This is a genomic window from Paraburkholderia nemoris (assembly GCF_905221015.1).
In the GTDB taxonomy this organism is placed as follows: domain Bacteria; phylum Pseudomonadota; class Gammaproteobacteria; order Burkholderiales; family Burkholderiaceae; genus Paraburkholderia; species Paraburkholderia nemoris.
On record NZ_CAJNBO010000028.1, the window covers coordinates 72,511 to 87,146 of the forward strand.

The following is a 14,636-nucleotide window of genomic DNA, read 5'->3' on the forward strand; positions in this document are numbered from 1 at the left end:
GCAGTCCGCACTTAAGCGGGCAAGGCCGTCGCCAACACGTCAAACTCCGCACCCCACGCCGCGCGCCATGCGTGGCGCGTCGCTTCGTCGACCCATGCGCCGTCGATGCCGTTGAGCATGAACTCGCGCAACTCGGCAATGCTGAAGCCGAAGTGGCTATACATCAATTGCCATGCTTCGCTTGGCGTCACTTTGTGCAGCGTCGGGTCGTCGGTGTTCGGGTGAATTTTCAGGCCCAGACCCGGCATGCGCCGCATGGGATGCTGTTCGGCCCAGACTTCCGGGGCGAGCGTGCGCAAATAGTAGGAGTTGGTCGGCACCACGGTGAACACGATGCCGCGTTCCGCGTATTGGGCCGCCAATTGAGGGTTATCGACGATCGTATAGCCGTGATCGATCCGGTCGCAATGCAGCAGGTCGACGGCCGTCTCGACATTGCGCCACGGCATGCCGAATTCGCCCGCATGCGCGGTGGTTTTGAAGCCGGCGTTGCGCGCATTACGGTACGCCTTCCAGAACAACTCAGGCGGCCGGTCGTTCTCGCGGTAATCGATCCCGAGACCCGCCACTTCGTCCGCGCGATGCGCGCACATCCAGTCGACTAACGCGACCGCTTCGTCGGGATCGGCTTCGCGGTCGATGCTCGGGATCAGGCGCGCGCTGATGCCGAAGTCGCGCGCGGCGTCGCGAATCGCGGTGACGATGGCCGCTTGCGCATCCGCATAGGGAATCTTAGAGACGCGCACCGTGCCGGTAGGATTCCAGAAGAATTCGCTATGACGCACCTGGTGCGCGGCGGCATCGGCGAGATATTCGTAGGCGATGCGATGCAGGTCGTCCGCATGCGTGAGCAGATGCTCGTCGAGCGCGCGCAGCACACGCAGCACGCCGACCGGTTTTTCGCCGCGGGTATAGAACGCGTCGATTTCTTCGCGGTCGATCGGCGCGTTGCTCTTTTCAGCGAGCGCGATAAAGGTCTCGTGACGCACCGCGCCCAGCAGATGGCAATGCAATTCGACCTTCGGCAGGGCGGTGAAGAAGGCGCGATGGGCATCGGTGAGCGTAATGCCACGGCGCGATGCGGGCACGTTGCCCAATGTCTCTTTCATGTCGGTATGGTTTTCGGTAGTGCGTAAAACTCGACGCTAATTCAGTTTAGTGCGAATGCAGGATAACAATGTGCGGCAAAGCCGGGTAACCAGGCTGCCACGGTGCAAATCTCAATGCGGCTTCACCACGGTATAGAAGTAATAGCCGAGCGGCACGGCCAGCACATAGAGGCCCCACGGTACTTCACGGAAACGTCCGGCGAGCAGCTTGACTAGCACATAGCAGAGCAGGCCGCCCGCAATACCGGTGCCGAAACTGTTCGACATCAATGTGAGCAACACCATCGAGAGAACGGGCAGCGAGTCGCTGAAGTCGTCGAAATGCGTGTGGCGAATCGTGCTGAACATCGATAGTCCGATCAGGATCAACGCGGGCGCGGTGGCTTCCTTCGGAATGGCCAGCGCGACCGGCACGAACAACAGCATCAGTGCGAACATCGCGGCGGCCGCGAGCGAAGAAAAGCCCGTACGTCCACCCGCTTCAACACCTGCCGCGGATTCCACCAGCGCTGTGAGCGCCGGGATGCCGAACACCGGACCGAGCGTCGCCGCAATCGAATCGACCAGAAACGGGCGGTTGATGTTCGGCAGATTCGCGTTTTCGTCGAGCAGATCCGCTTTGGCGCCGACCGCGAGTGTGGTGCCGAGCGTCGAGAAAAACTCCGCCGCGAAGAACACGAACAGATACGGAATCGCGGCCACGCTCAAGGCGCTCGCAATGTCGAGCTTGAACGCGATCGGCGCGATGCTATGCGGCCACGACAGAAACGACGCGGGCATATGCGTGACGCCGAGCGGCACACCGGCGGCGGCCGCAATCAGGATCGCCCACAAGATCGCGCCGGGCACGCGGCGGCCTTGCAGCACCACTGCCGCGCCGAGGCCGATCAAAGCGACCAGGGTGCCCGGGCGCGAGAAGTCGCCGAGCGCGAGCGCATTGGTTTTCGCGTTGGCGACTACCATCCCGGCGTTACGGAAGCCGAGCACCGCGATGAACAAACCGATCGAGGCGCCGAGCCCGAGTTTGATTTGCGCCGGAATTAGCTGCACCACGAGACTACGCGCGCCCACCAGCGTCAGGATCAGAAACAGCACGCCGGACACGAAGGCGATGCCGAGGCCCGTTTGCCACGCGACATGCTCGCCTGCGAGCGTAATGCCGAGAATCACCGAGCCGCCGATGCCGGGTCCCACAAGAAACGGCAGATTCGCGTACAGCGCCATCAGCACCGTGCTCAGCACGAACACCAGAATCGTTGCGGTCGTCGCCGCGCCACGATCCATGCCGCCCGCCGACAGCAGCGACGGAATCACTACCAGCAGATAGGCGGCCGCCAGAAACGACGTGATGCCGGCAATCGTTTCGATACGCACGCTGGTCTTGCGCTCGGCGAGTGCGAAGCGCCGTTCGAGCCAGCCGCCGCGCGCGGCGGCTGCAATGTTGTTTGCTGTCGGCATTGAAGATTCGTTATTGATCAATTGATTCATCCTGTTACCACGCCATTTATACTGCTGCGCATTGCGTCGATGCATTGCTCTCCATGACCGACCGTTCGTCCCTCTTGCCCGCGCTCACGCTGCGGCAAATCCAGTACTTCGTGACGCTTGCGCATGCACGCAGTTTCACGCAGGCCGCGCAGTCGCTCGCCTTGACGCAGCCTGCGCTGACCGCGGCGATCCGGCAGATCGAGTTCCTGCTCGGCGGCCCGTTGTTCGCGCGCTCCGCGCATCGGTTGACGCTCACGCATGCGGGCGCCAGCGTGTTGCCGCTCGCGGAGCGTCTGCTCAATCAGGCGCGCGGCACCTTCGACGATATGGCGAGCACCTTCGCCGAACGCGTGCAGACGGTGCGCATCGGACTGATTCCGTCCGCTGCGGCGCGTCTGTTGCCCGCGCTCACCTTGTTGCGCGCAAAGCAGGCGTCGCTGCGTTTTACGCTGAACGACATGCCGAACACCGCCTTGATCGATGCCGTGCGGCAAGGGGCAGTCGATTTTGGCGTGGGGGTGCACGAGCCCGATGCGGCCGCGGCGGACAACGATGGCGAAGCCGCGTTGCGCTACCAGGACCTGTTCGAGGATCAGATCGTGGTGGTGGTGCGGCGCGACGATCCGCTCGCGCAGAAAAAGACCCTTGCGTGGGCGAAGCTGGTGGGCCGCGATCTCGCGGTGTTCGTGCGCGGCAGTGTCAGCGACGCGTTGCAGCGCACCGGCGGGGCCGAAGGTTTGCAACTGACAGTCGCTTACCGCGTCGAGTACACCGAGCCCTTGTACGAACTCGTGCGCAACCGCCTGGCGATTGCGGTACTGCCCAGTCTCTACACCATGCATCTGCACGACACGGAACTGGTCGCGTTGCGTCTCGACAAGCCGCGCGTCACCCGTTCGATCGCACTGATTTCGCTTGCCGGCGACGATCGCGGCCCGCACGTGCGTGCTTGCCGCGAATGGCTTGCCGCGCATATCTGACGCAACGTGTGCGCTAGGCACGACCGTTGCCGAGCCATTCACGGGTTCGCGCGTGCGCCGGATCACGGCAGCGTGGCGAGCCGCGCGCGCAAGGCGGCATAAAAACCATCCGCATCGACTTCGGTGATCCAGGTCGCGTTCGGCTTGCGGCCGCTGTGTCCGCTCCAGTCCACCACGGTTTCACCGAGCGTCCATTCGCCGACTGTCTCGATCATCACGTTGACCTCGCGCCCCTTGAACAGGGACGGCTCGATCAGATAGCCCGTCGCGCAGGGGTCATACATCGGCGCTTCTTCAACGCCCCGGCGTCCCTTCTGATACGCGACTTCCGCGGCCATGATATCGGCCGCCATGGTGCCGCAGCGATTGCCGAGCGCGCGAATCGGCGCGATCCGGGCCGGCGTGATCGGCGCTTTCACGGCGACGTCGCGCGGCAGCACGACGATCGGCACACCGCTCGCAAACACCACTTGCGCGGCCTGCGGGTCGACGTAGATGTTGAACTCGGCCGCGGGCGTGATGTTGCCGCGCTCGAAGAAGGCGCCGCCCATCAGCACGATTTCGCGGATGCCGTTGCGAATCTCCGGTGCTTCGGTGAACGCGGTGGCGAGGTTGGTCAGCGGCCCGAGCGCGCACAGCGTCATGCTATGCGGCGGCGCCGCGCGCAAGGTGTCGATCAGAAAAGCAACCGCGTGCTGCGACGCGAGAGGCGCGAGCGGTTCATGCAGCGGCACGCCTTCGAGACCGGTCTTGCCGTGCACGTTGGCGGCCGTGATCAGTTCGCGCGTGAGCGGGCGCGGGCAGCCGGCATAGACCGGCAGCGATTGCGTTTGCTCGGCCCAGTCACGCACGATACGCGCGTTGCGTTCGGTGAGGTTGAGCGGCACGTTGCCCGCGACCGTCGTGATCGCGCGCACGTCGAGCCGATCGCTTGCACCGAGGGCGAACAGGATCGCGATCGCGTCGTCCTGACCGGGATCGCAATCGATGATCACGCTGCGGCGCGCGCCACTTTGCAAAGCGGCGGCGCTCGAAGCGGACGTGCCACTGGCCGCGTCTGCTGTTCCGGCACCACCTGCAGCGGCGGCGAGCATCGGCCACGCCGATGCACCCGCTGCCAGTCCCATGGCCGTGCGCAAAAACGCGCGACGGTTCTGCGTTGGATCGAAGGCATTCATCATCGTCAGAACACGTGGCGCATGCCGACCGTCGTGATCATCTGACGGATGCCGGTGGATTGCGCATAAGCAAAAATCTGCGCGTGTTGCGCGTCGCCAGCCGCTTGCTGCGCGATCACCGTCAGCGCGACGTCGGTGCGTTTCGACAGGAAATAGTCGGCTTGCAGATTGACCTGATGCCATTTGGGGCTCGTGTTGATCACATCGTATTTGCCGTCAGTGAAGGCATACGCTGCGCCGAGAACGAGCGCGGGCGTCACGTGGTAATTCAGGTTCAGGTTGTAGTTCTGCAAATGCAGATGCGAACCGTCGAGATAATCGTAGCGGACATCGGTGAAAAGCGCTGCAAATTGCGCGGGGCCGACCGTATAGAAGCCACCCGTGCCGAAGATGCGTTGCTTGCTCGCATACGCAGCCGGATGCAGCGCGCTCTTCGCGAAGATCAGCAGCGACGACGCATAGTCGTTCGAAATCGCGCCGTCCGGATTGGTCGCGCTAAACGGGTTGTTGTACTGCGCGTAGACCACGCTCCACTTCAGCGGGCCATTCTCGTAACCGGCGCCGAAACTGTATGCATTGTTGTTGGCGAAACCGGTGGCGTTGCTGAAGCCGTATTCGGCGGTGGCCTTCAGGCCGTGGTAGTCGGGCGTCACGTACTTCACCGCATTCTGCACGCGGATGTCGTTATAGCCGTTGTCGTTGTCGCCGATGTTCACGCCGTTACTGGCAATGATCACCGGGCCGACGTAGTCGTGCACCGTGTCGTACTGACGGCCGAAGGTCAACGTACCGTACGTCTTGCTGGCGAGCCCGACGAACGCCTGCCGGCCGAATTCGCGGCCGTTTTGCGACGCGGTGCCGGTCATCACGTTAAAGCCGTTTTCCAGCTGGAAGATCGCGGTCGTGCCGCCGCCCAGATCTTCGACGCCCTTCAAACCCCAGCGCGGGTTCTGGTTGGTCCCCGAAAGTGCCTGCCACGCGTTCTTGCCGCCCTGATTCGTCGCATAGCCGACGCCCGCCGAAATCAGGCCATACAGCGTCACGCTGCTTTGCGCATGGGCGGCGCTGGAGAGCGCGCCGGCGATCGCGAGAGGGGCGAACTTGAGTAGTTTCATCGTGGTCCAGTAGCGGGAAAGGAGGGCGCCGAGCGGAGGGCGCATTCGAACTGGGCTCGACTATACGAAGCCGTCGTCTATAAAAATAATGTTGTTTTCTTATAGTTCTATAAATTTAATCTATTCAATGAGGTCTCCGCTGGCCACCGTCGGCGCGCCGTCGGTCCGATGCCTGCTGAGCCCAAGCGTCCTTATCACCTGTAATGGCATCGTTGCCGGGCTTCGGGCGATTCTGTATGGTGGGTCATCGATCTACCCCATGAGACTCCGAATGACGTCCGCAACAGACCCGCTTTTGCAACCGCTTTTGCAACCGATTCGCTCCGATGTCCTGATTGTCGGAGCCGGGCCTGTCGGCCTTTTCGCCGCTTTCGAAGCCGGTGTAATCGGCCTGTCATGCCAGATCGTCGATGGCCTCGACAAGGTAGGCGGGCAGTGCATCGAGCTCTATCCGGACAAGCCGATCTACGACATCCCCGCGATTCCCTCATGTACCGCGCGCGAACTGGTCGAGCGTTTGATGGCGCAATGCAAGCCGTTCGATGTGCCCATCCATCTCGAGCAACGGGTCGAGTCGGTCGAGCAGCGCGACGACGGGCGCTGGACCGTGCGCACCGACCGCGGCCTCGTATTCGACGTGGCCGCGATTCTGCTCGCCGCCGGCAATGGCGCGTTCGTGCCGCAAAAACTGGCGCTCGCCGAGGCCGTGCCGCTGGAATCGCGTCACGTGCACTACAGCGTGCAACGTCTCGCCGATTTCGCCGGCAAGACGGTGGTGGTGGCCGGCGGCGGCGATTCCGCGCTCGACTGGGCGCTGGCCCTGCGCAAGGTCGCGGGGCGTGTGACGCTGGTGCATCGTCGCAACGGCTTCAGCGCGGCGGATTCGAGTGTCGAGTCGATGCGGCGCGCGGTCGAGGCAGGGGAGATGGACTTCATCGTCGGTGCGATTTCGGGGCTCAATGTAGAAGGCGATACGCTGAAATCGATCGCGCTGCGGCATATCGAAGGCGAAACGCAACTCGTCACCGAGCACCTCGTCGTGCTGTACGGCCTGGTCGCCGATCTCGGGCCGATCGCGCAGTGGAATCTGTCGATCCACGGCGGCCGCGTCGATGTGGATACGTCCAACTACGAGAGCTCGCGGCCCGGCATCTTCGCGGTCGGCGACATCGCCAACTATCCGAACAAGCAGAAGCTGATTCTGTCCGGGTTTCACGAGGCGTCGCTGGCGCTGCGCAAGGCGTACACGTACGCCTATCCGGAGAAGAAGCGGGTGCACGTCCATTCCAGTTACGACGCGAAGCTGGCGGAAAAGGTCGGCGCGGCGGGCTGACCGGGGGACAACCGTTCAGCGGGCACGGGAGGCCATGCTCCGCGGTCCTCCCCGCGAACGTCGGCCACGTGCCGTGTATTCGTCTGACCATACTTGCCGTCCCCCCTTTGTTGAGAAATCTGACTTCTGCGAATTTAAATTTGACAATATCTGACTTTGCAGATATATTGCTCCCAACCAAGAAGGAGCTGCGCATGGAGCACTACACGCCGGAGAGTTTCGGTCTGACAAACAGCGTGGGATTCGCCATCAACAAGGCGCGCAACGTGCTGATTACGGAAATGGACGCTGCGCTCAAGGATCTGGATGTCACCAGCCAGCAAATGGGCATCCTGCTGTCGTTGCGTCAGGACATTGCGACCACGCCGTTCGAGTTGTCCAAACATCTCGGTATCGACACGGGTTTGATGACACGCATGCTCGACAAGCTCGAGACCAAGGGGCTGCTGGAGCGCTCGCGCAGTATCGAGGATCGGCGCGTCGTCAATCTGAAGTTGACGAAGGCCGGGGAGGGCATCGCGGCGCAACTTCCGCAGATTGCGCCGGCGGTGCTCAACGGGCGTTTGAGGAAATTCACCAAAACCGAATTCGAGGAATTGCGCCGCCTGCTGAACAAGTTTCTCGAAGACTAGCAAGCGACGAGGCAAACAGCGCTGCGAACGATCGCAGCCATTTTTTCACCTTAATATCTGACAGGTCAGCAAATGATATTGCAGCTAAATAGGCAGGCAGCCAGGTCACACATCGCGAAGGCGGGCGTGACGGTGATCTTCGCGGCCGTACTGTCGGCTTGCGCGAACTACGCTGGCATCTCGAGCGACAAACAGATGGCGCAGCCGCAGACCTACGCGACGCAACAAGGCCTCCCCGCGGATCACGGCCACTGGCCCGCCGCCGATTGGGCGGATCAGTTCGGCGACGCGCAACTGAAGGCCTTGCTTGTGGAAGCGCTGAAGGGCAATCCGTCGATCGAACAGGCCCGGGCACGCGTTGCCGCGGCCGCTGCGTATAGCGACACGGCGAAGGCCAGCACGATGCCGCAAGTCGGTGCCACGTATTCGTTCACGCGCCAGCAGTATTCGGGCACGGCGCTGGTGCCGCCGCCGTATGGCGGTTCATGGCAATCGGAGAACCAGGGCCTGTTATCCGCTTCCTACGATCTCGACTTGTGGGGCAAGAATCGCGAAGCGCTCAAGGCCTCGCTGTCTCAACTGCAGGCGAGCGAAGCGGATGCCGAAGTCGTCAGATTGTCGCTGACGTCCGCAACGGCACGGGCCTATAACCAGTTGGCCCGTCTGTACGCGTTACGCGACATCGCGCAGCAGGAGGTTACGCAACGCGAGCAGATCGACCGCATCACCGCCGGCCGCATTGCAACAGGGCTCGACACCCAGGTCGAGCGCAAGACGGCGCAAGCGAACCTCGCCACGAGTCGCGCGACGTTGGCGTCGCTCGACGGCAGCATCCTCACCACCCGTTATCAGCTGGCCGCTTTGCTTGGCGCCGGCCCGGACCGTGGCCTCGCGATTGCGCGCCCAACGCTCGGAATCGGCGACGAAGTAAGTCTGCCGGAGAACCTGCCTGCCGACCTGGTGAGCCGCCGCCCGGACCTGGTCGCTGCCAGATGGCGCGTCGACGCGCTTACGCATGACGTGAAGGAAGCCAAAGCCGAGTTCTATCCCGACATCAACCTGAGCGCCGCGATCGGTCTCGATGCGTTCGGCTTCGGCCGCTTTCTGAGCGCAGCGAGCCGCACGGCATCGGCGGGTCCCGCGATCCATCTGCCGATCTTCGACGGCGGTCAGTTGCGCGCGCAACTAAAGGGCCGGTATGCCGACTTCGATTACGCCGTCGCGGCGTATAACCAGACGCTCGTCACCGCGCTCTCGGAAGTCGCGACGCAACTCGCGCAAATCCGTTCCACCGAAGAGCAACTCGGCGATGCGCAAGCCGCTCAGGAAGCCGCCCGCGGCGCCGATCAATTGGCGCTCACGCAGTACAAGGCCGGTCTTACGAATCAGCTGACGGTACTGAATGCCGACACCACGGCGCTCGCTGCCGACCAGCAGGTCGCGAATCTGAAGATGAACCGCCGCGATCAGCAGATTGCGCTGGCTGCTGCATTGGGCGGCGGCTATACGGACAACGCCGATTCGGGCGCACAGGGCAGCGTGGCCGCGTCGACAACCTCGGCTACTTCGGCTACTTCGGCTACTTCGGCTACTTCGGCTACTTCGGCTACTTCGGCCAGTTCGGCAGTACAAACCAACCCCGTCGTCGCCACCCGCTAAGACGCCATCGCGACGCTTTCACTTTCTGTCAGGACCCACAAAATGAGCGATACGATCACCACCACCCGCGAGACGGCGGACGCTGACCAACCCCAGCAAGTGCGGGCCCCTGCGAAGCGCAAGCTGCTGCTCTCCTTGCTGGCCGCCACCGTGGTGTTGGCCGGCGCGGGCTACGGCGCCTACTACATCACGAACGGCCAGTACCATCAGTCGACCGACGATGCCTACGTCAACGGCAATCTCGTGCAGCTAACGCCGCAAGTGAGCGGCACCGTGGTGGCGGTGAACGCCGACGACACGCAGATCGTCAAGCAGGGCGCACCGGTCGTCACGCTCGATAACGCCGATGCGAAAGTCGCGCTCTCGAACGCCGAAGCGACACTCGGCCAGACCGTGAGACAGGTCAGCGGCCTCTACGTGAACAACGATTTCTACGCCGCGACCGTTGCCCAACGTCAGTCCGATCTCGCGCGCGCCGAAGACGACCTCAAGCGCCGCCAGGCCGTTGCCGAAACTGGCGCGGTATCCGGCGAGGACATCGCCCATGCACACGACGCGGTCAGCTCCGCGCAAGCCGCGCTCGACGCCGCTCGCCAGCAGGCCGCAGCCAACCATGCGCTGACCGACCGCACGTCGGTCGAACAGCATCCGAACGTACAGGCCGCCGCCTCGAAAGTGCGCGACGCGTACCTAAGTTACGCGCGCAACACCTTGCCCGCGCCGGTGACGGGCTATGTGGCCCGTCGCTCAGTGCAGGTTGGCCAACGCGTTGCGCCGGGCACGCCGCTGATGGCGATCGTGCCGCTCGACGGTGTGTGGGTCGATGCGAACTTCAAGGAAGGCCAGTTGAAACACATGCGCATTGGTCAGCCGGTCACGCTGACGGCCGATGTGTATGGGTCGAGCGTCAAGTATCACGGCCACGTGGTCGGCTTCTCGGCGGGTACGGGCGCGGCATTCGCCGTGTTGCCCGCGCAGAACGCGACCGGCAACTGGATCAAGGTCGTCCAGCGCCTCCCGGCGCGAATCCAGCTCGACCAGAGCGAACTGAACGCTCATCCGCTGCGGATCGGCCTGTCGATGCAAGTCGATGTCGAAACGCGCGACGAGTCGGGCACCCAACTGGGCGCGGCAATCAACACCACTTATCACACGGACGTGTTCGCCCAGTACGGCGCCGACGCCGATGCCGAAATCGCCAGGATCATCGCGCAGAACATGCCGTCGGCACGTGCTGTAGCGGCAAGCGCGACACCAAAGAACGCAGCACGGATAGCAGGTTGAACGGGCGCTCTCCCGACGCCCGTTTTTTTAAGCAATTAGCTGACAAGTCAGACATTAGCCTTCTTCAATAGGTGACGAAATGAATGGATCGCCCAACGCCGCAGCGCTCCCGCCTCTGACCGGCGGCAAGCTCGTGCTGGCGACGCTTGCCGTGGCATTGGCCACGTTTATGAACGTGCTTGATTCGTCGATCGCGAACGTCGCGATTCCGACCATTGCGGGCAATCTTGGTGTGTCGGTGGACGAGGGGACGTGGGTGATTACGCTGTTCGCAGCGGCCAACGCGATTGCGATTCCGTTGACGGGTTGGCTCACCCAGCGCGTCGGGCAAATCAAACTGTTCGTGTGGGCAATTCTGTTGTTCGTCCTCTCGTCGTGGTTGTGCGGCATTGCGCCGACGCTGCCGGTACTGCTCGCGGCGCGGATCGTGCAGGGTGCGGTGGCGGGTCCGTTGATTCCGCTGTCGCAGGCGATTCTGCTCGGCTCGTATCCGCGGGAAAAAAGCTCGCACGCTTTGGCGTTGTGGGCCATGACGGCAACGGTCGGCCCCATCGCCGGCCCGGCGCTCGGCGGCTGGATCACCGATAGCTACTCGTGGTCATGGATCTTCTACATCAATATTCCGGTTGGCCTCTTTGCAGCAGGCGTGACGTGGGCGATCTACCGCACACGCGAAACCCCGACGAAGCGCCTGCCGATCGACAAGATAGGGCTGCTCTCGCTGATCGCATGGGTGGGCTCGCTGCAGATCATGCTCGACAAGGGCAAGGACCTCGACTGGTTCAACTCGCCCGTGATTGTCGCGCTGACCGTATTCGCAGCGATCAGCTTTGTGTTCTTTCTGATCTGGGAGCTGACCGAGAAGAATCCGATCATCGACTTGCGATTGTTCGGAGGGCGTAATTTTCTGGGCGGCACGATTGCGATTTCGGTGGCGTACGCGGTGTTCTTCTCCAACCTTGTTCTGTTGCCGCAGTGGATGCAGGAGTATCTGAGCTACCGGTCGGTGGACGCCGGTCTGGCTACCGCGCCGCTTGGCGTTTTTGCTGTAATTCTTGCTCCGGTAATGGCGAAGATCATGCCGAAGTCGGATGCGCGAGTGTTGGCGACGCTGGCATTTCTCGGGTTTGCCAGCGTGTTTTTCATGCGCTCGCATTACACGACGGGCGTGGATACGTGGACCCTGGTTTTGCCGACTCTGCTGCAAGGTATTCCGACCGCATTGTTCTTTGTGCCGCTGACGGCGATCATTCTTTCCGGCCTCACCCCCGACAAGATTCCGGCCGCCGCGGGATTGTCGAACTTTGCGCGGGTGTTTGCGGGGGCAGCGGGAACGTCGCTTGCTACTACGGGTTGGAATGACCGCACGATCTTGCATCATGCGCAGCTTGCCGAGCAAACGAGTGTGAACAATCCGACGTTCACTTCCGCTCTGGACGCCGCACAAGCGGCGCTGGGCGGAAGCGCTTCTCAGGCGATGGCGTTCTTCGAACAGTCGATGAACGCACAGGCTGCGATGCTCGGTCTGAACGATATTTTCTGGCTTTCAGCCGTGATTTTCGTGGTGATCATTCCGTTGATCTGGTTGACGAAGCCGGACAAGGCGAGCGCGGCCGCGGCGGCTGGCGCCGGGGGGCATTGAGGGTCGGAGGTCCGCTGCGTGGTCGTCGTCTGATTCAGCCCACTAACGTTGGTCAACGACGTTGGACAATGAGTGGGCAATACCCCAAACATGGAGGTGAGCCAGTGTATGCTGCCTGAACATACCAATAGACGCTTTTCATCATGAACAAGACCGACGTCCACCCCGCAGGAGACAACCGCGAGGCCGCTGACGAGCCACCCGTGCTCCGTGCGGACGCGCCAGCCGAGGTCGATTACTGGTCGCTGGTCCAATCGATCGAAGACTACGCAATCTTCCTGCTGGATCCGAAGGGATATATCGTCAGCTGGAATGCCGGCGCGCAAAAACTGAAGGGTTACGCGGCGCACGAAATCATCGGCGAACACTTCTCGCGTTTCTACCCTGCCGAAGCCGTGGCGCGCGGCTGGCCCGCGTACGAGTTGCAGCAAGCCGCGCTGACTGGCCGCTTCGAGGACGAAGGCTGGCGGGTTCGCAAAGACGGTACGACCTTCTGGTGCAACGTGGTCATTACGGCGGTGCGCAACGAGGCGGGTGTGCTGACCGGCTTCGCCAAGATTACTCGCGATCTGACCAGCCAGCGCGCGTTTGTGGAGGCGTTGCGGCAGAGCGAGGAGCGTTTCCGTCTGTTGGTCGACAACGTGAAAGACTACGCGATTTTCATGCTCGATCCGGACGGCTATGTGGTCAGCTGGAACGCAGGCGCCGCCCGCATCAAAGGCTATACACGCGAAGAAATCGTCGGCCAGCATTTCTCGAACTTCTACACGCGCGAAGAAGCCGCGGCCGGCAAGCCCGCGCGCGAACTGGCGATCGCGAGGCAGCTCGGCAAGGTCGAAGACGAAGGCTGGCGCGTGCGCAAGGACGGCACAACCTTCTGGGCCAACGTCAATATTACGGCGGTGTATGACGAATCGAACCGGCTGCGTGGTTTCGCGAAAGTCACACGCGATCTGACCGAGCGCCGTGAGCGCGAAGAACTGGCGCGCTCCAGCGAGCGCATGCGCAAGTTTCTCGCGACCCTCGCGCACGAATTGCGCAATCCGCTTGCGCCGGTGCGTAACGCGATCGGCGTGATGCAACTCGAAGCGGGCGTGAGTCCAACGCTGGCACGCTCGCGCGATCTCATCGACCGCCAGGTCACGCACCTCACGCGTCTCGTCGACGATCTGCTCGACGTCGGCCGCATCATGTCGGACAAGGTCGAGTTGCGCCTCGCGCGCGTCGATCTGGCCGAGGTGGTGGCACGTGCGATCGAAGCGGCACGGCCGTTTACCGACTCACGGGAGCAGAGTGTGGGGACGCATATGCCGGTCGAGCCGCTGATCGTGCACGGTGATACAACGCGGCTCGTGCAGGTGCTGCAAAACCTGCTGCATAACGCGTCGAAGTTTTCGCCGCCTGGTAGCCGCATCGAGATCTTCGGACGGGTCGATCATCAGATGGCCGTGCTGGAGGTGCGCGATCATGGCCGCGGCATTCCGGCACGTTCGCTCGATGCGATCTTCGAGCTGTTCGCGCAGGAAAAGGAAGGGCAAAGCCTCGGCGAAGGTGGCCTCGGCATCGGCCTCACACTGTGCAAATCGCTGGTCGAATTGCATGGCGGAAGCATCATCGCGAGCAGCGAGGGCGCGGGGCGCGGCAGCTCGTTCACGCTCAGTTTGCCGTTTGCCTCAGTGCTCCCCGCGGAGCAGGCCAATCAGGCCGGCATGGCGGAAAACGAGGTGTCACCGCTGCGTATTCTGCTGGTGGACGACAATCGCGACTCCGCCGACAGCCTTGCCATGCTGCTCGAACTCAAAGGCCACGAAGTCCGCATCGCCTACGACGGCCCGCAGGCGCTCGCCGTTGCGCCGCGCCTCGCACCCCACCTTGCCTTGATCGACCTTGCGATGCCAAAAATGGATGGTTACGCGACGCTCGAGGCGTTGCGCGCGATGCCCGCGCTCTCCGACACGGTGTTCGCCGCCATGACCGGCTTCGGTCACGCAAGCGATCGCGAACGGACCCAATCGGCGGGATTTCACGCCCATCTGGTCAAACCGGTGGAACTCGCGCTGTTCGAAGCGGTGCTGGAGCAGGCGGAAACGCGGCGCCGTCCGCGCAGTCCCGGCTAGCCGTCAACGCGCGCTTCCTTCATACGAGTGCGCGGCGCGTTGTCCTCAGCGCGCTATAAGCCCTGAAATATTGCGGCGTGTCCCAGGTGTCAGGCACCT

Annotated in this window: 11 protein-coding genes; 7 read left to right on the top strand and 4 right to left on the bottom strand. The window is 62.7% G+C overall.

Annotated features, from left to right (window positions below; all coding sequences use genetic code 11):
• Positions 1-11: 11 nt before the first annotated feature.
• The gene (gene add / locus KHO33_RS32905; RefSeq protein WP_200566803.1) at positions 12-1,109 is read right to left on the bottom strand and encodes an adenosine deaminase; all 1,098 of its coding nucleotides are present in this window, start codon (positions 1,107-1,109) and stop codon (positions 12-14) included.
• A gap of 111 nt (positions 1,110-1,220) precedes the next feature.
• Positions 1,221-2,567: an NCS2 family permease gene (locus tag KHO33_RS32910; protein ID WP_200566804.1), complete on the bottom strand. Its 1,347-nt coding sequence runs from the start codon at positions 2,565-2,567 to the stop codon at positions 1,221-1,223.
• Positions 2,568-2,650: 83 nt separating this feature from the next.
• Between KHO33_RS32910 and KHO33_RS32915 the strand changes: the two genes are divergently transcribed.
• Entirely contained in the window at positions 2,651-3,577 is a 927-nt protein-coding gene (locus tag KHO33_RS32915) for a LysR family transcriptional regulator (protein ID WP_054039623.1), read from the top strand.
• 62 nt (positions 3,578-3,639) lie between these two features.
• Here the strand turns inward: KHO33_RS32915 and KHO33_RS32920 are convergent, their stop codons facing one another.
• Together KHO33_RS32920 and KHO33_RS32925 are read right to left on the bottom strand one after the other, a co-directional pair.
• On the bottom strand, positions 3,640-4,755 hold the full coding sequence (locus KHO33_RS32920; RefSeq protein WP_407946208.1) for a nucleoside hydrolase: 1,116 nt from the start codon (positions 4,753-4,755) through the stop codon (positions 3,640-3,642).
• Between the two features lie 5 nt (positions 4,756-4,760).
• Entirely contained in the window at positions 4,761-5,870 is a 1,110-nt protein-coding gene (locus KHO33_RS32925; RefSeq protein WP_200566805.1) for a porin, read from the bottom strand.
• A gap of 271 nt (positions 5,871-6,141) precedes the next feature.
• On the opposite strand from KHO33_RS32925, the gene KHO33_RS32930 reads away from it, so the two are divergent.
• The 6 genes from KHO33_RS32930 (at position 6,142) to KHO33_RS32955 (ending at position 14,537) form a co-directional block, all read left to right on the top strand.
• Positions 6,142-7,203: an NAD(P)/FAD-dependent oxidoreductase gene (locus KHO33_RS32930; RefSeq protein ID WP_200566806.1), complete on the top strand. Its 1,062-nt coding sequence runs from the start codon at positions 6,142-6,144 to the stop codon at positions 7,201-7,203.
• Positions 7,204-7,397: 194 nt separating this feature from the next.
• Complete coding sequence (locus KHO33_RS32935) at positions 7,398-7,835, top strand: MarR family winged helix-turn-helix transcriptional regulator (protein ID WP_200566807.1); 438 nt, start codon at positions 7,398-7,400, stop codon at positions 7,833-7,835.
• Between the two features lie 72 nt (positions 7,836-7,907).
• Positions 7,908-9,494 (top strand): efflux transporter outer membrane subunit, encoded by a 1,587-nt coding sequence (locus tag KHO33_RS32940; RefSeq protein WP_234480721.1) that lies wholly within the window; start codon positions 7,908-7,910, stop codon positions 9,492-9,494.
• Between the two features lie 42 nt (positions 9,495-9,536).
• The gene (locus KHO33_RS32945; RefSeq protein WP_200566808.1) at positions 9,537-10,778 is read left to right on the top strand and encodes an HlyD family efflux transporter periplasmic adaptor subunit; all 1,242 of its coding nucleotides are present in this window, start codon (positions 9,537-9,539) and stop codon (positions 10,776-10,778) included.
• A gap of 79 nt (positions 10,779-10,857) precedes the next feature.
• Positions 10,858-12,420: a DHA2 family efflux MFS transporter permease subunit gene (locus KHO33_RS32950; RefSeq protein WP_200566809.1), complete on the top strand. Its 1,563-nt coding sequence runs from the start codon at positions 10,858-10,860 to the stop codon at positions 12,418-12,420.
• Between the two features lie 143 nt (positions 12,421-12,563).
• Positions 12,564-14,537 carry a PAS domain-containing hybrid sensor histidine kinase/response regulator gene (locus KHO33_RS32955; RefSeq protein ID WP_200566810.1) on the top strand — a complete coding sequence of 658 codons (1,974 nt, stop codon included), beginning with the start codon at positions 12,564-12,566 and terminating at the stop codon, positions 14,535-14,537.
• Positions 14,538-14,636: the final 99 nt, after the last annotated feature.